The organism is Marinimicrobium locisalis (assembly GCF_039822625.1).
GTDB classification, from domain to species: domain Bacteria; phylum Pseudomonadota; class Gammaproteobacteria; order Pseudomonadales; family Cellvibrionaceae; genus Marinimicrobium; species Marinimicrobium locisalis.
Map to the genome: position 1 here is coordinate 131,271 of NZ_JBDLLG010000005.1, position 24,542 is coordinate 155,812.

At 58.2% G+C, this 24,542-nt stretch carries 17 protein-coding genes; 6 read left to right on the forward strand and 11 right to left on the reverse strand.

From position 1 onward, the window contains the following. Window positions 1-3: 3 nt before the first annotated feature. Entirely contained in the window at window positions 4-1,131 is a 1,128-nt protein-coding gene (locus AAE514_RS05215; protein WP_347330458.1) for an OprO/OprP family phosphate-selective porin, read from the reverse strand. Between the two features lie 417 nt (window positions 1,132-1,548). On the opposite strand from AAE514_RS05215, the gene AAE514_RS05220 reads away from it, so the two are divergent. Further along, window positions 1,549-4,437, forward strand: coding sequence for a CotH kinase family protein (locus tag AAE514_RS05220; RefSeq protein ID WP_347330459.1), 2,889 nt, complete (start codon window positions 1,549-1,551; stop codon window positions 4,435-4,437). A 76-nt stretch (window positions 4,438-4,513) separates the two neighbouring features. On the opposite strand, the gene AAE514_RS05225 is transcribed toward AAE514_RS05220, so the two are convergent. The 3 genes from AAE514_RS05225 to AAE514_RS05235 all read right to left on the reverse strand — a co-directional run bounded on the left by AAE514_RS05225 (window position 4,514) and on the right by AAE514_RS05235 (window position 9,495). Continuing rightward, window positions 4,514-6,871: a GH36-type glycosyl hydrolase domain-containing protein gene (locus tag AAE514_RS05225; RefSeq protein WP_347330460.1), complete on the reverse strand. Its 2,358-nt coding sequence runs from the start codon at window positions 6,869-6,871 to the stop codon at window positions 4,514-4,516. 76 nt (window positions 6,872-6,947) lie between these two features. Further along, a complete protein-coding gene (locus tag AAE514_RS05230; RefSeq protein WP_347330461.1) occupies window positions 6,948-8,576 on the reverse strand; it encodes an MFS transporter in 1,629 nt (542 codons plus the stop codon). A gap of 313 nt (window positions 8,577-8,889) precedes the next feature. Beyond that, entirely contained in the window at window positions 8,890-9,495 is a 606-nt protein-coding gene (locus AAE514_RS05235; RefSeq protein WP_347330462.1) for an energy transducer TonB, read from the reverse strand. A 249-nt stretch (window positions 9,496-9,744) separates the two neighbouring features. Between AAE514_RS05235 and ettA the strand changes: the two genes are divergently transcribed. Further along, window positions 9,745-11,406 (forward strand): energy-dependent translational throttle protein EttA, encoded by a 1,662-nt coding sequence (gene ettA / locus AAE514_RS05240; RefSeq protein WP_347330463.1) that lies wholly within the window; start codon window positions 9,745-9,747, stop codon window positions 11,404-11,406. 136 nt (window positions 11,407-11,542) lie between these two features. On the opposite strand, the gene AAE514_RS05245 is transcribed toward ettA, so the two are convergent. Together AAE514_RS05245 and AAE514_RS05250 are read right to left on the reverse strand one after the other, a co-directional pair. Continuing rightward, entirely contained in the window at window positions 11,543-12,769 is a 1,227-nt protein-coding gene (locus AAE514_RS05245; protein ID WP_347330464.1) for a substrate-binding periplasmic protein, read from the reverse strand. Window positions 12,770-12,827: 58 nt separating this feature from the next. Continuing rightward, window positions 12,828-13,238: a hypothetical protein gene (locus tag AAE514_RS05250; protein ID WP_347330465.1), complete on the reverse strand. Its 411-nt coding sequence runs from the start codon at window positions 13,236-13,238 to the stop codon at window positions 12,828-12,830. A gap of 264 nt (window positions 13,239-13,502) precedes the next feature. Between AAE514_RS05250 and nhaD the strand changes: the two genes are divergently transcribed. Further along, a complete protein-coding gene (gene nhaD, locus AAE514_RS05255; protein WP_347330466.1) occupies window positions 13,503-14,954 on the forward strand; it encodes a sodium:proton antiporter NhaD in 1,452 nt (483 codons plus the stop codon). Window positions 14,955-15,044: 90 nt separating this feature from the next. On the opposite strand, the gene AAE514_RS05260 is transcribed toward nhaD, so the two are convergent. After that, window positions 15,045-15,959 (reverse strand): ROK family protein, encoded by a 915-nt coding sequence (locus AAE514_RS05260; RefSeq protein ID WP_347330467.1) that lies wholly within the window; start codon window positions 15,957-15,959, stop codon window positions 15,045-15,047. A 148-nt stretch (window positions 15,960-16,107) separates the two neighbouring features. On the opposite strand from AAE514_RS05260, the gene AAE514_RS05265 reads away from it, so the two are divergent. Next, window positions 16,108-16,482 carry a PilZ domain-containing protein gene (locus AAE514_RS05265; RefSeq protein WP_347330468.1) on the forward strand — a complete coding sequence of 125 codons (375 nt, stop codon included), beginning with the start codon at window positions 16,108-16,110 and terminating at the stop codon, window positions 16,480-16,482. 25 nt (window positions 16,483-16,507) lie between these two features. Continuing rightward, window positions 16,508-16,876 carry a PilZ domain-containing protein gene (locus AAE514_RS05270; protein WP_347330469.1) on the forward strand — a complete coding sequence of 123 codons (369 nt, stop codon included), beginning with the start codon at window positions 16,508-16,510 and terminating at the stop codon, window positions 16,874-16,876. Here the strand turns inward: AAE514_RS05270 and AAE514_RS05275 are convergent. The 4 genes from AAE514_RS05275 to radA form a co-directional block, all read right to left on the reverse strand. Then, window positions 16,821-17,825, reverse strand: coding sequence for a DoxX family membrane protein (locus AAE514_RS05275; RefSeq protein WP_347330470.1), 1,005 nt, complete (start codon window positions 17,823-17,825; stop codon window positions 16,821-16,823). The two genes, AAE514_RS05270 and AAE514_RS05275, sit on opposite strands and share 56 nt — an antisense overlap. A 199-nt stretch (window positions 17,826-18,024) precedes the next feature. Next, window positions 18,025-20,016 (reverse strand): BCCT family transporter, encoded by a 1,992-nt coding sequence (locus AAE514_RS05280; protein WP_347330471.1) that lies wholly within the window; start codon window positions 20,014-20,016, stop codon window positions 18,025-18,027. 77 nt (window positions 20,017-20,093) lie between these two features. Further along, window positions 20,094-21,212 carry a porin gene (locus tag AAE514_RS05285; protein WP_347330472.1) on the reverse strand — a complete coding sequence of 373 codons (1,119 nt, stop codon included), beginning with the start codon at window positions 21,210-21,212 and terminating at the stop codon, window positions 20,094-20,096. 318 nt (window positions 21,213-21,530) lie between these two features. Then, entirely contained in the window at window positions 21,531-22,907 is a 1,377-nt protein-coding gene (gene radA / locus AAE514_RS05290; RefSeq protein ID WP_347330473.1) for a DNA repair protein RadA, read from the reverse strand. A 219-nt stretch (window positions 22,908-23,126) separates the two neighbouring features. Here radA and AAE514_RS05295 point away from each other — a divergent pair, with 219 nt between their 5' ends. Continuing rightward, the gene (locus AAE514_RS05295; protein WP_347330474.1) at window positions 23,127-24,503 is read left to right on the forward strand and encodes an MATE family efflux transporter; all 1,377 of its coding nucleotides are present in this window, start codon (window positions 23,127-23,129) and stop codon (window positions 24,501-24,503) included. Window positions 24,504-24,542: the final 39 nt, after the last annotated feature.

The window sequence follows — 24,542 nt, forward strand, 5'->3', positions numbered from 1 at the left end:
CTCCTAGAATTCATATTGCCAGCGGAGGCTGAATGCCTCACCGCGACCGGACTCGTCGCTATTCGAGCCCTCCACGTCAGCCACTGACAGATTCGCTGCCACTTTTGCGTTTTCATTGATGTACCAGTTAACACCCACCAGCACTGACTCGGCGAAGGTGCCGCCGGCGACGTCGGTAAGGTCGATCTGGCCGTAGCGCGCGACCAGCTCCCAGGCCCCGGATGTGCCCAGCGGATCAGGCCGGTCAAAGGAGCCTCCGTCGTAGACACGAGACTCACCCGTGAGGAAGTAGCTCCCGAGCACGTAGTAGCCACTGAAGTCATAATCTTGAAGAGTAACCGCCTCACCCAGGTAACCGGAGGATTTCTGGGTGAGCCACTCCGCCTGAAGGGACCATGGCCCAGCAACCAGAGCACCTTCCAACGAGAAGGAGGCGACATCATCCAGTGAGATTTCCGGCGTTTCGATGATCTTATTGCCGGGCGGTATTTCCATCGGCTCGTTGGCTTCGCGAGCATCTCCATCAAGATCTCTCACACTCGCGCTTATGCCGAGGTGTACCACCGCGCCGGGGCGATTCACGGGGCTTAGCGCCGCTTGGCCCGTCGCCGCATAAGTATCGAGGCCATGCTCGTCTTCACTGGCGCGAAACATGCCCGCACTCCAGTTATACCCAGACCTTTCTTCCGTAACCACAGCACCAATACTGCGCCCGGGTGAGAACCAATCGGTGACCATTGAGCGCTCCAGGGTCGATATGTCCAGGGAGCTGGTTCGCTTTTCCAGGCTAAACGGCTCTTTCATTTTCCCAATGGCAACTTTTACCGTCTCCCAACCTTCATAGGTTAGATTGGCATTTTTTATCTCAACCGAGCGTTCCTCGTTATCAAACTCTACTTCTAATGCGCCTTCCCAGTTTCCCTCGCTGTGCTCAACGCCCAGGCGCGCACGACGAATTAACCACTCACTTCCCGGTTCATTGTCGTTATGCACTCCTTCGTAAAGATGATAGTCCAGCATCACTCTCCCTTCTATATCGGGAGTGGACCATGATGGCGCTGACGCCATTAGTATGATCAATGCCGGAGTACTTTTTCCCTTAATGCAGTTTTCTTTCACACGCTTTTTCATTGGTCGTCACTTTTTTGCGAACGTTTTTGCGAAAGGTTTGCAAAACATTTTTCAGAACTAAAATTTTTATAGTAATTTTTCATAGGGTTTTTAAGCCTAGAAACACTTATCGAATTCTCGTCATGCAACTCAACAGAAAATGTCCTTTAAGAAGAAATGATTAAATTTTTATGACGCTTCTATGACAAGGAGCACAGGATTGTGAGCTTAAAGATGGATAATAGTCAACGCGACCATGAAAGAATAATGCTTAATACCGCACATATTGGCAGATTGGTCACCTAAGGGCGTCGCCAAAACTCGCAGCGGAGTTTTACGCGACACACAATTCGCCCTTAAAAAACTATAGCGTCGCGTCGAAGAGTGGTTTTTGACAATCAATTTAGACGTTCAATCGTTTCTAATAAGGACCGAATTATGAAAATATCAGCAAAGAGGTTGCGCAGGGGATTACTTCCCTGTGCCCTTGGCATAACGTTTTTCGCGACTCAGGCCGTACAGGCACAAACGGCCGATTGCGAATACATTGTCTCCAATGAATGGGGAGGCGGCGCCACGGCCACCATTCGTATTACCAATAATAGTGGCAGCACCATCGACGGTTGGAGTTTGGAATGGTCATACCAAAACAATACCGTCACCAACAGTTGGAACGCTAACATCAGTGGCAACAATCCCTACACGGCTAGTGACTTGGGTTGGAACGCCACCCTAACACCAGGCGCGGAGATTGAGTTTGGCCTTCAGCTCAACACCCAAGGCGGTGGCGCGGAGACTCCCGCGCTAAGCGGCGGTGTGTGTGAAAGCAGTGCCCCTACGCCCAGTAGCAGCAGCTCAAGTCAACCTTCGCAGAGTTCTAGCGCGCCGAGCAGCTCGACTCCGTCCACCGGCGGGCAGCAGTGCGATTGGTACGGTTCACTCTATCCGCTTTGTGATAACCAAAACAGCGGCTGGGGTTGGGAAAGTAACCAAAGCTGTGTTGGCGCCGACACTTGTTCCTCTCAGAACGGCAATGGCGGAATTGTGGGCGGACCCGACCCCTCCAGCTCCTCTAGCAGTTCATTCTCCAGCAGCTCGTCCTCTGTTAGTTCCTCCAGCCCGTCTTCTAGCAGCGCGTCCTCTTCCATCGCGCCTCCCGATGAAGCCGGCGACATTGTCATTCGCGAAATTGTGGCCAAATCCGACAATGACGATTTCCTGGAGGGCAATGACTGGATAGAGCTGTACAACAACGGTGATCAACCCGTAGACCTGGGTACTTACTCGTTGGCCGACGATAACAGCGAACTGATGCCGCTACCCACCATCGTGCTGGAAGCCGGTGACTACGTCGTGATTGCGGCGGTAGACGATGAGGATGAGAACCCACCCTCCCCCTCCGTACCTTTTAAGCTGGGCAGCGACGATGAGGTAACGCTGTACTATAACGGTGGCGTTGTCGATTACCTGTCATGGTTTGACGGGGACGCCCCGGAAGGAGGCAGCTATGGTCGCTTGGGCGGCGCGGAACAAACGCTCAACCCAACCCCCGGCGCGGCGAATGAAGAGTATACACCGCCCCCTGGTGAAGACATCGAACGGGGCAACCCCACCGGTAACTCGGCGCTGCGAATCAGTGAAGCGGTGGCCAAGTCTGATCGTCCCTCCTTTTACGATGACCGGGATTGGGTTGAACTGGTCAATACCGGGTCCAACCCGATTAACCTGAGCGACTATTCACTGACCGACGACAGCAATCCGCTGGAGTCTTTACCGGACTTGGTGCTCCAGCCAGGTGAGCAGGTAGTGGTACTCGCGGGTGATGACCCGGTCACCGACGGCTCGCCCTATGTTAGCTTCGGACTGGGACGGGACGACTCGGTATCCCTGTTTAGAGGCGAGGAAGAAGTCGACTATCTTAACTGGGGTCGGGATCAGAGCAAGAACGGACGCAGTTACGGCCGGCTCAACGGCGCCGATACGATCCTCTACCCCACGCCGGGGTATGACAATGTCGACTATGTGCTTTTCTCCCAAGAGGAAGTCTTCCGGGTGGATATCGAAATCGACCAACAGGATTGGCAGGCCATTCTGAACGATCCACAGGCCGAGGAGTACTATCCGGCTAGCATGGTTTTCAATGGCGCTCGTATCGATAACGTCGGTTTCCGAACCAAGGGGCAAGCTTCGCTGAACTTCGTGAGTAACACCACGCGCTACGGCTTTAAGGTGGATACGAACGAGTACGAGGATCAGAAATTCATGGGCATGAAGAAACTGGTACTCAACGCCAGCTTCTCTGACCCGAGCATGATGCGCGATGTGCTGTCCTACAAGATCATGCGCGAGGCGGGCGTGCCGGCGCCACGGACCTCTTACGTGGACCTTTGGGTGGCCGGCGAGCACATCGGCCTGTATCAGCTGATCGAAATGATCGACAGTGAGTTTATCGAACGGCACTTCCCGGAAGACGATGAGAACGACGATAAGGGCGATCTCTACAAGGGCGAGCTGATGCAAACTCTTGAATGGCAGGGCAACGACATCAGCACCTACCGGGAAGGACTGCGACTCAAACTCAACGAAGAAACCATTGGCACCCCCGAAGAAGGCGACGCACTGCTGCGCTTTTTGGACACCCTCAACAATGGGCCCGACCGGCTGGCGCACGTGGATAACGACCTTATGATCAAGTACTTGGCTGCTCTGGTGTTGACCGGCAATATGGATAGCTACATCGGTGGAACAGCCAACAACTTCTATCTGTATGAGGAACGTTACAAAGATGAGTTCACCATGCTGCCCTGGGACTTCAACCTCGCCTTCGGTATGTGGGGCGACGGCATGAACGGCCTCGGCGGCGGCTGGGGTGGAGGCGGCTGGGGCGGTTCCGGCGGCCAAACCTGCGATGTGGTGGATCATGTGATCGACAACCCGGTCAGCGACACCAACTCACGGCCCTTGGTGGATGCGCTCTTGAATAACGACGCTCTGCGCCAGCAGTACCATAGCGAACTGCAGCAGCTGTTGGACGGGGTTTACAACCCGGCCACCATGGAGCAGGAAATCAATCGGATTGCCAATCTGATCGATCCTTATGTACAGGACGACCCGACCAAGTACTTCACCTACGATGAATGGCGCACATCCTTGACCCAGGACCTGCCGGATAACAGCAATATCTCCGGCGGCCGGGGCGCGAACACCTACGGGCCGGCACCGGGCTTGTTGTCCTATATCACCGAAAAGGCCAACAACGTCCAGCGTCAGTTAAATGGTGAGATCCCCTCCAGCAACAACGGTGGTAGCGCTTGCCCACCGAACTGATAGCCCTCCAGCGATAGCCCCTGCCGGGGCTATACGCACATTCCTTACTTGAGCGGACTTTCAGTCCGCTCTTTTTTTAGGCCGGAAGCGTCACTTCCACTTGATAGCGCTGGCCGGCCTTGAGCCCGGCCAACCGATTCCCCTCGAGCGGTTCGCCGTCCACCCGGATACCTTGAGCTTCACCGGCCTCCCCTCGCCGCATGCTCACATCCAGGGTAGCGCCCCGGAACTGCCGCGTGAGCTGAACCTCGGGCCAGCTCTTCGGAAGCTGGGGATCAATGCGCAAACCCTCGCCATCGCCTTTTAACCCAAACAAGCCTTCCACCAAAGTGCGATAGACCCAACTGACCGTACCGGTGTTGAACAGCTGACTCGACCGCCCCGCGGTACGCGGGAACTGATAGTAGGCACCGCGATAGTAGTTGGGGATGTAGACTGGCATCTGCCCGCGCTGGCGGTAATCGTCCAGCTCCGGGCCCGGAATCATTTGACGCAGCAAGCGATAGCCGCGCTCGGTTTCGCCCTGTTCAAACAAACTGAACACATAAAAGACGGCCGCGTGGTTGTAGACCGAACCGTTTTCCGCCGACCCGGGGTGTTTCTGGGTCACCCGCCCGACATCATCACGCATACCGGTAAAGGCTGGAGCCAGCATCATCACCCCGTAAGGGGTTTCCAACTGTTCTTCCACCGCCCGAAGCATTTTTTGACGTTGTTGCTCATCGCAGGTGCCCGCGAGCATGGCCCAGCTTTGGGGATTGAGGAAAATGCGCCCTTCGGGATCTTTTGCGATGCCGAAAAGCACATCGTCATCGGTAATGCCCCGGCCGTACCAGTCCCCGTCCCAACAGTGTTTATTGACCGAAGCATTGATGGCATCGGCGCCTTGGCGATAATGCGCCGCTAAATCGCCCTTCCCTTGTTCCTCGCAGACATCCGCCCAGAGTTTGAGCGCATAGGCGGTGGCCACCGAGAGCCAACCCGACACGCCCTTGCCTTTATAGCCCACCATGTTCATGGGGTCGCACCAGTCGCCCTGTGCAATGTAACTCAGCCCGCGCTCATCACGCGCCTGAAGCAACCAGTCCATGGCTAGGCTAATGCGTTCAAAGACGGTCAAGCTTTGGCCTTCCCGCCCGGAGACCGGTTCATCCAGCAGTGCCCGATCATCCGTCTCGTCAAGGTAGGCACGCAGGCACACCGGCAACCACACGCAGTGGTCGGTGTGAGGCACCTGGTTGATGTACTTGAGCTCGGCCTCTTCGTGCAGCAGTATGCCGTCGGGCATGGCACCGGAGGGCTCCTGCTGCCCGAGGGCGTGGACAAAGGCGTGGCGGGCGATCTCGGGCTTGATGTAGGTCATGCCCATGTTGTCTTGCAGGTAATTGCGGGTTTGCGGGTCGGTGCTCAGGCGGTTGACGTCGCCGTGATAAAAGACCTGCCGGGGCAGCCAATGGTTGACGAAGTCATTCAGGTTTTCATCCGGGGTGTTGATGTGAAGCACGCCCTCGCCCTGAGCGATATAGCGGGCGTAGTCCATTCGCGCCTGCTCGAACCCACTGGCGGACAAATAGCGCGACTTGATGGTTTCAATCTCAGCCTCGTCAAATGCCGGGCCGAAAATGAAGCGGTAGGCTTCGCTTGCATCCGGGGCCAGCTCCAGCCGGTACTGCAGGGCCGCCAGCGGCGTTTCATAGCGGGCATCATTGCAGTCGAGCTGCATTTGCTGCACGCCGGTGGGCTGGTGTAGTCCCCCTTCGCCTTCGAAGTTCTCTCGCTGTACATCCCAGGCCACCGGTTCGCGTTCATGCAGCAGGTACGTCTTATCCTTGAAGTATCGATTTTTAAAATAGTCGGGATATTTTTGGTAGGGCGTGACGCAACTGGCCACCACCGCGCCCAGCTCCGGCCGGTATTCGGCGGACTGATTCATCCAGCTCATATAGCCAACGGTAAAGTAGGGGTAAACGCTCAGTCTGCGCGGGCGGTCACTGCGGTTGCGCACCCGGATTTCCCACAATTCAGCCACATCTTCGGCGGTCAAGTTCAACTGCATTTCCACGTCGATACCGTTGCAGCTCATCTGCCAAATAATATCGCTCTGCCCAGCGGAGAAATTAAAACTGTCGTAATGCGCGCGCACCGGTTCGTAGGGGGCGGAGAAAATCTCGCCGGTATCCTCATCTTTGATGTAGACAAAGCGCCCGGGATGGTGGGCATAGTAGGGCTGCTCCGGCTGCATGAAGGTCTTGGCCTCCAGATTGGGCGCATAAGCGTACTTGGCCGGCTCCGGTTGCATAAACTGGCTCACGGCATAGCCGCGGCAATTAGCTTGGATCATCATGCGCCGGTTCCACAGGTAAGCGGCGGCGCGAGGCATAAGGGTGGGACTTTGAAGGTTGAAACGGCGCCCCTGATCGGATGGAAACAGCATGAACGACCTCTTGTAACAGAAGGGGCGCACCCGCGACCACGGGTGCGCCCAAATAAGGATGGAAGAACGGTTGAGCTTAGTCTTCCCGGCGCGCGGCCAGATCTTTCTGAATCTGATCGAGCTTTTCGCCGGTGAGGTTATAGAACATCAGCGCAATAATGGCGATAAAGGCAAAGGCCCCGGGCGCCAGTGTCTGCATGTAGACAATGCCATCGAGGGAGGCGTCGGACTGGGCCTGGTTGGCCTCGTATCCGAGCATGGCCAACACCGACAGCATCAGTGCCGAGCCGGCGGCGCCTCCGAGCTTCTGCGAGAAGGTTGTGGCGGAGAAGGTCATACCGGTGGCGCGACGGCCGGTGCGCCACTCGTTGTAGTCCGCCACGTCTGCGTACATGGCCCAGGTAATGGGCGCCTTGGGCCCCAGGGCGATGCTGATCAGAATGCTGAGCACGAACATCAGGATGATTTCATTCGGTATGTGGGCGCTATCCAGCTCGGTGCCATCGGCCCGGGTGCGGATCACGCTAATGGTCTCGTTATCCAATCCGTCCAGGGTCAACGTAGGGGAGGCATTATCCAGGGCCACCCGGTCCTTGATAATCCAGAACACCTTCTCATACCGGGTCCAGGTATAGGTGTCGCCCGCCTGATGCGCTTCACCCAACAGATCCTCGGCCGCCAGGGTGGTGCGCGAGGCGTCCTCCACGTCCACCACGCCGAGGGCATCCGGCTTGGGGACAAACGCAAAGGCTACGCACAGGACGCTGACAATGCCCATTAGGATCATCAGCAGCCTCACCTTGTCCACAAAACGAGTCAAGGTGGAGGCGGACATGGCCCCGATCATCAGCCCCAGCACCTGAAGGCCAATGAAGGAGCCCAGCAGGTCGGGCCGTTCGACAAAGTACTTGAAGTAGTAGGTGGCGGAGCTACCGCGCAGGGTAAAGGTGGTCATGATAACCATGGCCAAAACGAAGATCACCAGCCAGGGGCGACAGGTCACCAGGACCTTCAAGTCCTTCAGGGGTTGGGCTTCCTGATCGGCCGGTGGCGCGATGCGCTCGCGCGTGGTGGAGAAGGTAACCACGAACAAAATAGAGGCAATCACCGCATAAATGCTCATGGTGACCTGCCAGCCGATGGGGCTGTAGCGATCGCCCCCACCGAAATACTCGGCCAGCTCCGGCGTCGCCGCGCCCACGACGATGCCGGTAAAGTAGGCGAAGAAGAAACGGGTACTGTTGAGCGTATTGCGCTCCTGCGGGTCCGCCGTCAGCACGCCCGAGAGGGAGTTGTAGGGCATGTTGAGTATGGTGTAGGTCAGCATCAGAAGCATATAGGTGGCGTAGGCCCAAACCAGCTTGCCGGACTCATCCAGGTCGGGGGTGACCATGGTCAGTAGCCCGGCCCCCATCATGGGCAGGGCACCGAACAGCAGGTAGGGGCGAAACTTGCCCCAACGACTGCGGGTCCGGTCGGCGATGGCGCCCATGGCCGGATCGGTAAAGGCATCGACAATCTTGGTGACCGTCACCATGGTCGCCGCCGCCGCGGCGCTGATACCGAACACGTCGGTGTAAAAGAAGATCAGATAGGAGCCGATAATGGCCCAGTAAAAATTGAAGCCGGCATCGCCGAGCCCGTACCCAATGCGCTCGCGCCAGCTCAGTTTGGCCAGCCGCTCGCTAGAATTCGCTTCCGCCACGGTTATCTCCTGATTTGTCGTTATAGGGTTTTATCGTTGTCCGTCAGCCACATCCGTGTCAGCCACCTTTGCCGATAGGGGCGCCATCGCAAGATGTTAGCGCAATCATAGGGGTTAATAAACGGATAGTCTAGTCGCGGAAAGTACGGGGCGGCCCTGGGGAAACCGAGCGCCTATAGGGGGAACCGGCTTCTGGACACGGCTAGCCGCTGCCAAGGTAGCGGCTAAAGGCTACGGAGGTCATCGACCCGGGAGAAAAGGACGTTGGGCCCTGGCGGCACCAGAGCCCAACGAGCGAGCGAGGAAGAAGGAACTAATCCAACTCAAAGACAAAACGATTCTTTACCCCGTGAACCGCGACTGCCGTTCCGTCCTGCACCCGTGGCTGATACTTGAACTGCTCGGCCGCGGCAATGGCTGCGCGATCAAAGACCGATGTCGCCCTGCCATCGGTGGTGACCCCTTCAAGCACGACCACGTTTCTCGTTCTGCCGGTCTCCGTCACGGTATACGACACCGTCACAAACCCTTCGATGCCTCGGTTCAATGCCATACGCGGATATTGAGGAGCCACTTTCACCATCGGCATCAAGTCGCCTCCGCTGTAGCCGCCAAGGTCGGTCCCGGCGCGCTCGACCGTCGGCACCACTATGCTGATGTCCGTCACGGCCGCCACCTGAGTATCCGGCAGGGGTTCGGTGATCGGCTGAGGCTGGCTCGCCGGCGGGTCCGGTCTGACAGGCGCATCGTCGTAGATGGTCTCCAGTTCCGTTTTCGGCATGACAACGGGCTCAATTTTGGGAGGGTCGGTCACGACGGGCGCTTCGAAATTTGTGTTGATTAAGGAATACATTAATAGCAGCAGACCAGCGGTGGTAACGACGGCCATGGGCGGGGCATAGACTTGAGAGGCTCTCATAGGCTTTATTCTCCTTTTTGGATTCAAGCTGTCAGTGAAATCATTATCATTGACACTTAAAGCGTAGTTCGGCGCCCCACCGCCGGCAAAGACGAATTGGAAATATTGAGAATGTCCCCAGTGCCCTTATGGCGCATAACGGCCGATGCGCCGCCCCACCAATTGCACTCTTCCCGCGCTTTCGGTACCTTGCGCGTTTCTTTATAGTAGCTCTGTTTCTCCCTTCTTTATATTGAGGTATGACCCCCCATGGCGCAGTACGTCTATAGCATGAACCGGGTTGGCAAGGTGGTGCCACCCAAAAGAGAGATTCTGAAGGACATTTCCCTATCGTTCTTCCCTGGCGCCAAAATTGGTGTTTTGGGCCTGAATGGCGCGGGTAAATCCACATTGCTGAAAATTATGGCCGGGGTCGATAAGGACTACAACGGCGAAGCGCGGCCCATGCCGGGTATTTCCGTGGGCTACCTGTCCCAGGAGCCGCAGCTGGACCCCGAAAAAGACGTGCGCGGCAACGTGGAAGACGGCGTGCGCGAGGCGGTGGATGCCCTGGCGGAGCTGGAGCAGCTGTATGCGGCCTATGCCGAACCGGATGCGGACTTTGACGCGCTGGCCAAGCGCCAGGGTGAGCTGGAAGACATAATCACCGCGTGGGACGCCCACAATCTGGACCACATGCTGGAGGTGGCCGCGGACGCCCTGCGCCTGCCGCCCTGGGACGCGGAGGTAACCAAGCTCTCCGGCGGTGAGCGTCGCCGGGTGGCGCTGTGCCGCCTGCTGCTGTCCAAGCCGGACATGCTGCTGTTGGACGAACCGACCAACCACTTGGATGCCGAGAGTGTCTTCTGGCTGGAGCAGTTCCTGCAGAAGTTCTCGGGCACCGTGGTGGCCATTACCCACGACCGCTACTTCCTGGACAACGCCGCTGGCTGGATTCTGGAACTGGACCGCGGCCACGGCATTCCCTACGAGGGCAACTACAGCGACTGGCTGGAGGCGAAAGAGAAGCGCCTGGAGCAGGAGTCCAAGTCCGAAGCGGCCCACCAGAAAGCGGTCAAGGCCGAGCTGGAGTGGGTCCGCCAGAACCCTAAAGGCCGCCAGTCCAAGAACAAGGCTCGCCTGGCCCGGTTCGATGAGTTGCAGAGCCAGGAATTCCAGGCCCGCAACGAGACCAACGAAATCTACATTCCGCCGGGCGAACGCCTGGGGGATAAGGTCATTGAGCTGGAGAACGTCTCCAAGGGTTACGGCGACCGCCTGCTGATCGACAACCTGACCATGAGTGTGCCCAAAGGGGCGGTCGTAGGTATTGTTGGCGGCAATGGCGCCGGTAAGTCCACCCTCTTCCGGATGATTGCCGGCACCGAAGAGCCCGACAGCGGTACCATTACCTTGGGTGAGACCGTGGATGTGGCTTACGTGGAGCAGAGCCGAGAGAACCTGAAAGACGACCAGACCGTGTGGGAAGCCATTTCCGACGGGCAGGACATTCTGCGCATCGGCAACTACGAAGTGAACTCCCGCTCCTACGTGGGCCGGTTCAACTTCAAGGGCTCGGACCAGCAGAAACGCGTGGGTGAACTCTCCGGCGGTGAGCGCGGCCGGTTGCACCTGGCCAACACCCTGAAGCAGGGCGCCAACGTGCTGCTGTTGGACGAACCTTCCAACGACCTGGACATTGAAACCCTGCGGGCTCTGGAAGAGGCGATTCTGGCCTTCCCCGGGTGCGTGATGGTGATTTCGCACGACCGCTGGTTCCTGGATCGGGTCGCCACGCACATACTGGGGTATGAAGGGGATTCCGAGGTGGTGTTCTTTGAAGGCAACTACACCGAGTACCACGAGGATTTTGTGCAGCGTAAGGGGGAGGACGCTCAGCCGCGTCGGGTGAAGTATAAGCCGTTGAAGTAACGAGGACTCCGTTAGCAGGCTCTGTGGTGGATTGTCGGATTACGGCCCTTCGGGCCTAATCCGCCTACCAGACTAATCCGACCTGCGGGGCATTTTACGGGAGCTGGCTCGCGAGGCTAAACGGCCCGCCCTTCCGTCAGCCGCCGTTAAACCACCGGGAGAGGGCCTTTTCCACATCGACGCCCACGATGATAACGCCCACCGGGGCCCCGCTTTCCGGGTGGTAGACCGGGCGGCTTACGCTGATCTGAAACCGCTGGGTGGACTCATCGTTTCTGACCGGACTGAACTGTAGTTGGCCCGGCTCAAGCTCCCATGCCTGCGTGAACTTGGCCTCATCACCTTGCCAAAAGTCGGAGGTGATCTTGCTTACCGCGATGTTGAACCCTCGTCGGTCAGTCACAATAATCTCGGTCAATATGCCGCCCTGATCCGCTTCCAGCACTCGCAACTCATCCGAAAGGGGACCATCGACCAGCCGGCCCACACTCTCCCCATTACCCTGCCGAAACGCCTCACGCCACTCTTCATCCAACAATTCACGCTTCTTGGCGCTCCAGCCCTCGCGCTGTTCGCTGTAGGCGATCACCGTCTTCGCCAGATCCCGACCTTCAATCCATTCGTCCAGAACGGGGGTTAGCCATCGGTGAGTTTCTGCCTGCTCTTCTGCGGACACCACGAAGCTCGCTGGAGCGCAGGGAAATATCTGGGCATTGAATCGGGCAAGAAAGCCGGGATGCTCTTCCAGAAACCCATTACCAAAGTAGACACCCAGCGGCATGTAACGCATAAAGCGGTGCTCATAGCGTTCTGAGCCAATCCCGAGCTCGGACAAAATGGCCCCCATGTGTTCCCGATCAGCCACAAACGTGTCGATGCGATCACTGACCATGAGCTTAACCAGTTGAGGGAGAGAGTTAACCCGCAAATGCACCGAATAGCCATGTTGATCCAGCCAAAGCGCTTGATGACTGCCCAGTACGGCACCGATTCGTACCTCCTTCCCCCCACTCTCTGGTTCATCGGTACCGGCGGGCCAGTACCAGTACCAGCTCTCCAGAACCAGCGGCGCGGAAAGCTCCGCGTACTCTTCCACTTTCCCCGAGGCGATGGCGGTAAAAAAACCATCTACCCGTCCGGTGGACACTTCCTGGCGGGCACGGAGCCAGGGCATGCGCTGGACCGAGGGCGAATACCCGAGCTTGGAGAAGATGCACTGAACGTGCTTAATGGAGCCGCCCCCGCGGTTGTAGAACTGGTCAAAATCCGACACGTTGGTGCCGAGCGACACCTCCTCCGCCAGGGCGGGGGTGCACAGCTTCCAGAAAAGGACAACGACGATAAAGCAGCGGCTTCCGAGCATCAGGGGGGCTCCGGTTAGAGCCCTCAGTATAGCAAGTGAAACAGCACCGGGTTAGTTTTTAGTCAGTCCGTGTGGCTCGGCGCTCCTGAGGCACCAGGTGGGAAAGATCCAGGCTGACTTTAATTTCCGGCGCGAGCCGCTTAAGCACAAACGCTGCCCAACTAACCCGTCCGGAAAATGACAAGGGCAAGGCGGCGTTCAGCAAAACGGTACGATGGCCTCCGGCGGGACAGCGGTCCACCGGAACCCGGTGTTCGCCCGAGCCGTCTCGGTAGACTAGCTCAAGTTGCAACGGCTGCATGGCGCCGGCCGGAGTTTTGAGCCAAACCGCCATATCAAACCAGCCCATCCAACTGCCCTGGGCCATAGCGGAACGGTGACTACTAAACTGCTCGGGCGGAATTTCGGTGACCACCCAGTCGCGGGCTTCGGTGTCAGCGGTGGGTGCGGAACGCATTAACAGCGCCATGGTGTTACCCCTGTTTCAATACCTCTAATGATTTGGCAAGACTACACTCGAGCTCAGGCAATTACTGAGACCGAATAGACACTTCGCACGCCACTTACTCCGCAAAAATGACAATTCCCGGCCAGAGGTGACAATTTTCGACCAAAACAGCCCCTTCTAGCGGTCGAACCAGGCGCGAGCATCCCGTCCTCATTTGTGCTAATATTCGTCGCGCTTTTTCACCCCTTCTGTCACCTAATTCCGCTCTTACATACGGAAGCCAAGATGCCTCAGAACACTCTCTCTGTTTCTGGACTGCTGGGCCTGCTACTGGCTCTGCTCAGCCCGTCCGTGTCCGCTGCCGTGGGCAGCATTGATCTTACCTCCAGCGGCGTCGGCTACTTCGCCCTGGCCGTTTTCACCCTCGCCTACATCCTGGTAATGAGTGAGGAAAAGCTTCACCTGCGCAAATCCAAACCGGTGCTGGTCGCCGCCGGTATCATCTGGATGCTCATCGGTTGGGTCTACGTTCAGGGCGGCATGGCCGCTGAATCGGAATACGCCTTCCGCCATACGCTGTTGGAATTTGCCGAACTGATGCTGTTCCTGCTGGTGGCGATGACCTATATCAACGCCCTGGAAGAGCGCCGCCTGTTCGATGTGCTGCGGGCGTGGATGGTGCGCAAGGGCTTCAACTACAAGACCCTGTTCTGGTTGACCGGCCTGCTGTCTTTTTTCATTTCACCCATCGCTGATAACCTTACCACCGCCCTGCTGATGTGTGCCGTGGTCATCAAGATGGCACCGGAAGACAACCGCTTTATCAACCTGTGCTGCGTCAATATTGTGATAGCGGCGAACGCCGGCGGTGCCTTCAGCCCCTTTGGCGATATCACCACGCTGATGGTGTGGCAGGCCGGCATCGTCAAGTTCCAGGAGTTCTTCAGCCTGTTCCTGCCCTCCCTGGTGAATTACGCCATCCCCGCGCTGGTGATGAGCTTTTTCGTGGAAGACCGCAAACCGGCGGCGGTGTACGAGGAGGTGGAGCTCAAGCGCGGTGCCCTGCGCATTATGGCCCTGTTCCTGCTCACCATTGCCACCGCCGTCTGCTACCACACCTTTCTGCATTTACCGCCGGTGGCGGGCATGATGATGGGGCTGGGTTACCTGCAGTTTTTTGGCTTTTTCCTGCGCCGCACGCTGCCCGGCTCCCTCGCTCGCAAGCGTGCCCTGGCCGAACAAGCCGGGGACGAGGCGGCGCTGCGCCGCCTGGGCAGCGTGGTGCCCTTTGATGTGTTCAACCGGGTGGCACGCGCCGAGTGGGATACGCTGCTGTTCTTCTATGGCGTGGTGATGTGCGTGGGGGGGCTGGGCTTTATGGGCTACCTGGCGCTGATGTCCGACGTGCTCTACAACGGTTTCGGCCCGACGTTTGCCAACATCACGCTGGGGGTCGCCTCAGCCCTCATCGATAACATTCCGGTGATGTTTGCGGTACTGACCATGGAGCCGGAAATGTCCCACGGCCAGTGGCTGCTAATCACCCTCACTGCGGGTACGGGGGGCAGTCTGCTGTCCATCGGCTCGGCCGCCGGGGTGGCACTGATGGGCCAGGCGCGCGGGGCCTATACCTTTTTCGGCCACCTGAAATGGGCTCCGGTCATCGCCCTGGGCTACGCCGCCGGCATTCTGGTGCATCTGTGGCTGAACGTGGAGAGCTTCTCCCTGTTCGGCTAAGGGTTTTACTTTACGGGCCGCTGAAGGCTGTGTCCTTACGAGCCGCTGAAGGCTGTGTCCTTCCGAGCCGCTGAAGGCTCACCCCCGGCATCAAGCGTTGAGGGGGTTGAGCCAGGCGGCGCCTCTGACACCACTGGAGTCGCCGTGCACCGCGCGGACCACCGGAGTGTCGCACTCCCCTCCAAACACGTAGTTCGGCAGCAGCGCTGGAACGCGGTCGTAGATTGCCGCCATGTTGGACACCCCGCCCCCCACGACAATCACATCCGGGTCGAGCACGTTAATCACCGCAGCGAACCCGCGCGCCAAGCACTCGATATAATCATTGATAACCATGACCGCCGCCCGCTCGCCGGCCTCGGCCCGCTCGGCTATTTCGCTACCCTGGAGAGTCTCGCCCGTCATACGTTCATAGGACAGGCACAAGCCCGTGCCGGAGAGGAAGGTCTCCTGACAGCCAAAACGGCCACAGTAGCACCGGCGGGATTGAAGCTCGGTTTCAGACGTCCAGGGCAAGGGGTTGTGACCCCACTCGCCGGCCACCCCGTTGGGGCCGGCCACCGCCTCGCCACGGCGAGCCAGGCCCGCCCCGCAGCCGGTGCCCAGGATGGCCGCAAATGTATACTCGTAGCCGGCCGCGGCACCGTCGGTCGCTTCGGAGACCGCCAGGCAGTTGGCGTCATTGGTGACCTTCACCTCCCGCCCCAGTCGTTTGGAAAGGTCCGCCTGAAGGGGTTTACCGTTGAGCCACGTGGAGTTGGCGTTTTTGACCAGACCGGTCTTGCGGGATACGGAGCCCGGAATGCCCACCCCCACGGGCAACGCCCCGGCCCCGGCCTGGGCCTCCGCTTGCTCAACCAACCCACTGATTGCCTCAACGGTGGCGGCATAATCATCCCGAACGGTGGGGATGCGAGTGCGAAACAAGGTCTCGCTGTCGCCGTTTAGAAGAATCACTTCGGTTTTGGTGCCGCCAAGATCAATGCCGATGCGCCGCTGGGTCATAGTGGTTTCCGTTGCCGTTGGTAAGCGCGGGATTATAGGGAACCCCACTCGCCACACGCAAACCGCCGCTTGTTCCCATTAGAAAAGACGCTACAATTAAGGGGTAGCCCCTGACTAAAAAAGGGCAACCTTTTTGGAGAGATACGGTATGACGGAATTTGTTGAACGCCGCCCGTTCAGCCGCATTCACTTTAACGCGCCAGCCGAACTGAGCCAGGGCGCGCTAAGCGTGGATGCACAAGTGCTCGACATTTCCCTAAAAGGGGCCCTACTCGCCGTACCGGATAATACCGCTTTCGACGTCAGCACTTCTCTTTCTCTGAACATTCGCCTTAATGACAATGTCGACATTGCCATGGAGGGGCGAATTGCCCACCGCGAGCCGGGCCGCATCGGCGTGGCCTGCGAAACGATCGATCTGGAAAGCATCCAGCACTTACGGCGACTGGTGGAGTTAAACGTCGGAGATCCGGCGGTAATGGAACGCGAGCTTTCGGAGCTAATCCACGCCGCCACCCCCTGATCACGACGCTGTAGAGGAGACCCCCATGCCCGCAATGGCTCCCCCCGACCGCCGCGAACACTCCCGTTACCCGGTTCATGCTCGCGCTCAAGTGCTACACGACAGCCGTGGGTGGGATGTAAGGCTGTTGGATATGTCCTTCACAGGGGCGTGTCTCGCGATGGACAATGAACACCCTCTGCGCGAAGGAGATGAAATTAAACTGACGGTAGAGCTTGAAGAGGTGTCCTCGCCCGATGTGAGCGAGTTGCTGGACCACCAGCCGCGCAAGTGCTTGAGGTTGCGCGGCACCATGGTTTATCGGGACGCCGATTACGCCGGCGTTGAGTACTGCCCGCTCAGCGAAGTCGACCAGGTGTTGTTGGCGTTGCTGCTTTCCCGCCCCGAAGATTAACCGGCGCTTTGCGTATCTCCGGCGCCGGTTGGTAAAACAACAGCAAAATGCCGCAGGCGAAAATAGGCAGGTGACCAATCAGTTCCACCCAGGCCATTTGATGCTCCCCGATTGAGAAAAAATAACTGTTGGTGGCCACCATAAACATAAACAACACCGCCACCGTTAAACGGGGTACCCAGCCCGCCAGAAAGACCAGTCCAATCAACAGTTCCACCAAGCCGGCCGAATAGACGAATAGCCTGTCACTGTAGTTCAGCCCGGCCTGAGCCATAAAGTTGAAGTCGTACTGCTCAAGCAGGGATAGCGCGCGCATGGGATCATTAAGCTTTTCGGTAAACGCCAAACTCACCAGCGAGAAGCCAAGCAGCAAACGCACCAACAGCAACCCAAGGGGGGAGGGTCGCTCATCGGCAAACAGAACGATCCAGGCCAATGCCAGCAGTAGTGGGTATTCGAGAACGAACAGCGGGTCCGACACGCTCGCCGCGACAAACAACAAGACAATGAGAGCAGCGCAAAGCCCCCGACCGCGGTCGAGCAACAGACCACTGTAAATAACCAGTTGCGCCGCCACGCCCGCGTAAAGGAGCGGCTCCGGCATGTGAATATGCGGCGCCAGAAAGGTGTTGGTAATGGCCGCGCCGAGAAAGTAAATCGCAATTAGGTAATACACCAACCGCAGTGGCCGGGTCGAGCGACTGTAGAGCCGACGGGGCGTCAATGAATACTGATGCGCAACGGCGTCCACCGCTTTTGCCAGGAAAAGCCCTGCCGCCAATAAAACACCCACTATGATCAACGTCGCCGGCTCCGGCATACCGCGATGGGTAGCCCCCGATGCGGGCTCGGAGAACCATTTGACATGAGCGACCACCGGTGACGCCCACAGTGTGGACACCGTTAAACCGACCATGCTCCATTTTCCGCTTATTTTTATTGTTGCCATACATTCACCCTAAGGCTGATGCGAATTGACGCAGGGAGCAAATCATAGTCCCTCTGAGCCTTTTCACCAGTAAAGGGTGGTAAGCGATGCCACCGATTGTTACGTTTGTGGCACAGTTAACAGGATGAGAAAATTTTCGCGCCGACCTCCAGTGGAAGATCGGCGCGAAAAACATTGGTAGGATAAATCAATAAAGCCCTTAACGCATGGCTTGCAGGAAGTGCATGTGTTTCTCGTACTGATCAATCACATCGGCAATCACCTGCTCACGGGTCCAGTCCATAAGGTCATAGTCCTGGCCACCTTCGCGCAAATATACTTCAGCACGGAAGTAGCGTAGTTCCTCCCCCCGTTTACGGCGCACATCACTCATTACAAAAGTGGGCGGTGTGTAGGGGCGAGCATGCACGGAGTAGAAGAAGTCAATCTCCTCCCCATGAGAGACCTCGATCCAAATGCGATCCTGATCGTCTTGCGCCACCGCCGCCCGCAGAGACTGCTTCTCAAACTCTTCGGCCACTTGTTCCAACGCGGGTTTGACCGTGCCATTCATAAAGCTCAGCACTTCCTGGCGCTTGGGGTGGCGAACAATACGGCTCAAACGCTGTTGCCAGGAGTTGGGCTGAGTCAGAATACGAGGCGCCAGCATGGCGTCCCTAAGGCTGGTCTTTTTGACCAGCTCCAAGCGAAGCGCGCGCAACAGGCCCCAGCACATTAACAGCATAATGATGGTGAAGGGCAGGGCGCTGGCGATGGTCGCGGTTTGCAGGGCGCTCAACCCGCCCGCCAGCAACAAAGCGGCGGCTATGACTCCCTCAGTAACCGACCAGAAAATCCGTTGCCACACCGGTGACTCATCTCCGGCGCCGCCTGAGGTCAGCATATCTACCACGAGCGAGCCGGAATCCGAGGACGTGACAAAGAAGGTCACTACGAGAATCGTGGCGAGAAAGGAAAAAAGGGTGGACAGAGGCAAATACTCAAAGAACTGGAACAGCGCCACCGAGGAGTCCGCCGCAACCGCATCCGCCAGCTCGACCAAACCCTGCTCGAGAATCATGTGAATGCCGGTATTGCCAAAAACGGTCATCCACAAAAAGGTAAAGCCTACCGGCACCGCCAGAACACCCACCACGAATTCGCGAATGGTCCGGCCACGGGAGACGCGAGCGATGAACATGCCCACGAACGGAGACCAGGCAATCCACCACCCCCAGTAGAACAGGGTCCAGCCCCCCAGCCAATCCTTGGGCTCATAGGCGTTGAGGTTAAACGTGGTGTCGACGATTTTAGACAGGTAGTAACCGGTGTTCTGAACAAACGTTTGCAGCAGATAGACCGTCGGCCCTGCCACAAGGACAAACACCACCAGAATTACCGCCAAAATCATATTCAACTCGGAAACCCGGCGAATGCCCCCATCGAGCCCCATCACCACGGAAATCGTTGCCAGCATCGTGATGAAGGCGATCAGCATAATCTGCACGCCGACGTTGGTCGGGACGTCAAACAGATAGCCCAGACCGGAGTTGATCTGCATGACTCCTAGCCCCAGGGAGGTGGCCACGCCAAAGAGCGTGCCCAGCACCGCGAAAATATCCACGGCGTGGCCAATGGGCCCATGAATTTTTTCACCGATCAACGGGTACAAGGAGGAGCGAATGGTCAACGGCAGATTCTGGCGGAAGGCAAAATAGGCAAGTGACAAGGCCACCACCGCATAAATGGCCCAGGCGTGCATCCCCCAGTGAAAGAAGGTAATGCGCATGGCTTCGCGCGCCGCGTCCGCCGTGGCGGCATCACCCGCAGGCGGAGTCATCATATGCATGACCGGCTCGGCCACGCCAAAGAACATCAAACCGATGCCCATGCCCGCGGAAAAGAGCATGGCGAACCACGACACATAGCTATAGTCGGGCTCACTGTGATCCGGGCCGAGTTTGATTCGCCCATAACTGGAAAAGGCTAGAACGACCACAAAAATCAGGAACAACGCCACCGCGAGAATATAAAACCACCCCGCGGTGTGGACGACCCAACTTTGCACCGCCCCGAACAACGTGCTCGCCCGCTCCGGCGCGATAATGGTACCCAGCACAAAGATCAGACTGAGAATGGCCGCGCCATAAAAAACCGGCGGGTTGATTTTGATCCAGCTGGGGTTGGCGCTTTTGTTACTTTCATCAGACATAGTGCCACCTTGCTTGGGTTATAGAGCTACCGGTTCACCACTAGGAAACCGATAGGAGGCGTTATAGATAATGGGCGTCAAAGGTAGAAGTCCAGGGACACGTACAGCGCATCGAAATCCCCTTCGCCCACCTGACCGTTACGATCGACGAAACCGTCCTGAGTGAGGTATTCAACGTAGACCCAGCCTGGGCCATAGTCGTAACGAAAGCCGGGGGCGATGGAGGTCACGTTATCGGCGGTCGATCCGGCGGTGTCCGGCCGGGCCTGACTAAAGTCCACGTAGTAAGACCAGTCACCCACGTCATAGCCTATTTCGGCGGCGAACCGGCTGTTTTCGATAGTGGGAGCCAGCCCGGCGCCATCGACATAACGCGAGGGAAGCTCGCGCTCCATAGTGATCCAGGAGGCCTTGGCGTACCATTGATCCCAGCTTGCCTGATAGTGAACAACGGCAGCCTGATGGTCGCCATCCACGCTATCATTCCAGCGCTGCGCTCCCGGCATGCCCGGATCGGCATCGGTCAAATCCTGTAGTTTACCGGTTTGCAGCGACAGCCCGAGTGTCTGGTTTTCAAGGAAACCGTACTCGAGGTTACCCACCCAAGTCTGAACTTTACGAAAGGTGTTGGAGCTGCCCCAATGACCATTATCATCCACGGTATCGGTGCTGGTGGAGCCCCAGTCATCGGCAAGGTAAAGCGCCGCGTCGTAATCCCAGCGCCCGCGCTCCCCCGAGAGTTTGACACCGACATCCATCTGGTCGCCGAACCCGGCCAACAAGATGTCACCGGGCCAAAAATTGTAAGTTTTCCACCCGAAGGGAACTTGACTTTTCCCGACCCTGATCACATGGTCGTCATTAAGTTGCCACCCGACCCAGGCCTTATGCAGGGTGAACTGATCACCGGTGGAGTTGTTGGCCGGGTCAGTAAAACTACCGGGGCCGAGGCGCATTTCGGCGGAATAAAGCCAGCGGCCCTCCCCCTCGTCCGCCACGCCATCGGCGTAAAGAATCAGGGCTTCGCCTTCGAAGGCGCCCCAAGTGTCTTTGCTGGTTTCATCATCGGGCAGATAGGCATAGGTACCCCAGATGCCCGCTGAGAAGTTGCTTTCAGCCAGGGTTTGCAACGGCAGCGCCAAGCTGAGAGTGGAGAGCGCTGATGCCCCCAAGTAAAGCGGTAGTCGCTTTGCCACGGTATCCTCCTTTAGTTTTCCATCAAACGGCGAGAGCCACCGGCGAGAAGCCCTTGTTTTCAATTATTCCTCACGTGAATGATATAGGATGGTTCCAGGGTGTTTGGGCAACACCGGGCGCTCTCTTGACTATAGTGCAAGTTTCAGACTTTTGGAGCGATCGCTCGAGACTGCTCGATCTCGGCTGCAGCGTTCGGTTGTCGGATTACGCTTGCGCTAATTCGCACTACCGTAACATTGTAGGAGCACGGGACGATAGAAGCCTCCATCAGACCAGGAACCGAACGACACTGGAAACCGAATGATAAGAGCCCCGAACTAATCGATCGCATCCAGTGCTTCGGATAAAGTTCGCACCGCGATCACTTCCAGCCCCTCTTTTTTCTCGCGCGGTGCGTTGCCTTTGGGCACAATGGCTTTTTTAAACCCGTGCTTGGCCGCTTCGCGCAAGCGTTCCTGGCCGCTGGGCACCGGCCGGATTTCGCCGGACAACCCCACTTCCCCGAACACCATCAAATCCTGCGGCAACGCCCGGTCGCGAAAACTGGAGACGATCGCGAGCAAGAGCGCGAGGTCGGCGCTGGTTTCCATAACCCGAACACCACCGACCACATTTACGAACACATCCTGGTCCGCCATCATAATGCCGCCGTGGCGGTGCAGCACCGCCAACAGCATGGCCAAGCGGTTTTGGTCCAGCCCCACGGCCACCCGGCGCGGATTGCCGGTGTGGCTGTCATCCACCAGGGCCTGAATCTCCACCAGCAAAGGGCGGGTGCCCTCCCACATCACCATAACCACAGAGCCGGAGGAGATTTCATCGGCCCGCTGCAAGAAGATGGCCGAGGGATTGTTAACCGCTTTCATGCCCTGCTCGGTCATCGCAAACACACCCAATTCATTCACGGCGCCAAAACGGTTTTTAGTGCCGCGCAGGGTGCGAAAGCGTGAATCGTTATCCCCCTCCAGTAAAATAGAGCAGTCGATCATGTGCTCCAGAACTTTGGGGCCGGCCAACGAGCCGTCTTTGGTCACGTGCCCTACCAGTATGACGACGGTACCGGTCTGTTTGGCAAAGCGGGTAAGGTACGCCGCGCTTTCGCGCACCTGGGAAACCGAGCCGGGGGCGGACTGAATATCGGTCATGTGCACCACCTGAATGGAGTCCACCACCATGACCTTGGGCGCCAGCTTCTGGGCCGTGGCGCAAATGGTCTCCACGCTGGTTTCGCTCAGCATCCGCAGCTCATCGGTGGGCACGCCCAAGCGCTGAGCCCGCATGGCCACCTGCTGCATCGACTCCTCTCCGGTGACATAGAGCGCGGACATGCGCGAGGCCAGGTGACACAGTGTTTGCAACAGCAGGGTACTTTTACCCGCGCCGGGGTGGCCGCCAATCAGCACCACCGAGCCGGCCACAAAGCCGCCACCGAGCACCCGGTCAAATTCCCCCGCCCCGGAACTCAGCCGCGGCAGATCTTCGAGGCTGATGTCGGCCAGGGTCTGCACCTGCCCACTGGCGGCGCCGGCATAACCTTCAAACCGCGCCGTGCGGTTGGACGGCGTGGGCCCGAGGCGCACCTCGGACAGGCTGTTCCAAGTGCCGCACTCGCTGCACTGGCCCTGCCACTTGGTGAAATCGGCGCCGCATTCGTTGCAGACGTAGGCGGTTTTAGTTTTGGGTTTGGTGGCCAAGTTAGAGGCTCCGGAAAGATGACAGTTATGTGGGTGGTCCTGCGTTTTTGGCGGCGGATGCGCCTACAGCTTATCCGCCGTTGATCAGGTAGAACGCTGCTCTATTGTCCTGGCCTCTGGATTAAGGTCAAGGGCTTTGCCAAAGCCCCGCCCAACTCGGGTATAGTGTTCCGCCCACACCCTTGACCCGAAAACGCCTCGACCAGGAACGCCGTACCGATGGACGAAGAACACCAGCCACTTCCCACGCGCCCAAGCGACGGTCGCGTCGCGCAGGTTCTGACCGAGTGGAAGACTCTGGCCCTGCTGGGCGGCCCGATTGTGGTGGCGCAACTGGCGCAGATGGCCAACGGGGTTATCGACACGGTCATGGCCGGACACTACCGGGCCGAGGACTTGGCCGCCGTGGGTATTGGGACCAGTCTCTGGTCCCCCCTGCTGCTGTTCTTTTTTGGGGTACTCAGCGCCCAGCAACCGACTATTTCAGGCCACAAGGGCGCCGGCGAGAGCGAGCAAATTATGCCGGTGACCTGGCAGGGCCTCTACATTGCGGCAGCCTCCACGGTGCTGATGATCGCCCTGCTGCTGAGCGCCGGGCCCCTGCTGCCGCTACTGGGCCTGGGCGAGGAAACCGCGCACATCGCCGCGGGCTACCTCCAGGCCTTTGTCTGGGGGGTGCCGGCACTGCTGCTGATTATGTCCCTTAGGGGGCTGACCGATGGCTTGGGCCACACCCGGGTCATTATGGTGATTTCCCTGCTCTCGGCGCTGATTAATCTGCCCCTGAACTATGTGCTGATTTACGGCGAATTCGGCCTACCGGAGCTTGGGGGCATTGGCTGCGGCTGGGCCACGGCGATTTCCAATACCGCCGCGGCGCTGATCATGCTGGTGTACCTCCACTTCAGTAAGCATTACCGCCGCTTTCACTTGATTGGCGACTGGGTCGCGCCCAGTTGGAGCCGAATTCAGCAGCTGCTGCGCCTGGGTCTGCCCATCGGGGCCAGCATGTTTGTGGAGGTGAGCATGTTCGGGGTCATCGCCCTTTTCCTGGCGCCACTGGGGGCGGTGGTCGTGGCCGGCCACCAGATCGTACTCAACATCACCGCCGTGGTGTTTATGGTGCCTCTGAGCCTGGGCTTCGCCCTGACCCTGCGGGTGAGCTTTCTCATGGGTGCCCAAACCCCGGACACTGCCCGACTGCTGGCCCGCACGACTCTTCTGCTGGGGCTGGGCATCGCCATGGTGCATATTCCGGTACTGCTATTTGGACGAGAGTTTCTAGTCAGCCTGTATACCAGTGACCCGGAGGTAATTGCGGTGGGCAGTCGGCTGCTGATCTTTGCAGCCATTTTTCAGTTGGCCGATATTCTTCAGGTCACCGCCATCAGTGCGTTGCGCGGTTACAAGGACACGCGCATTCCCCTGGGCATTATGCTGCTTTCTTTCTGGGGCATTTGCCTGCCGCTGGGATACGTGCTGACTTTTACCGACTCGCTGGTGCCCGCTCTGGGAGCCAGCGGTTTCTGGCTGGCGCTGATTGTGGGGCTCACCTGTGCCGGGGTGCTGCTAATTACCCGTCTGTGGCGATTTTAACGGGCGCGCCAACGTCAACAGCTCTCCCGAAAAGTGCTA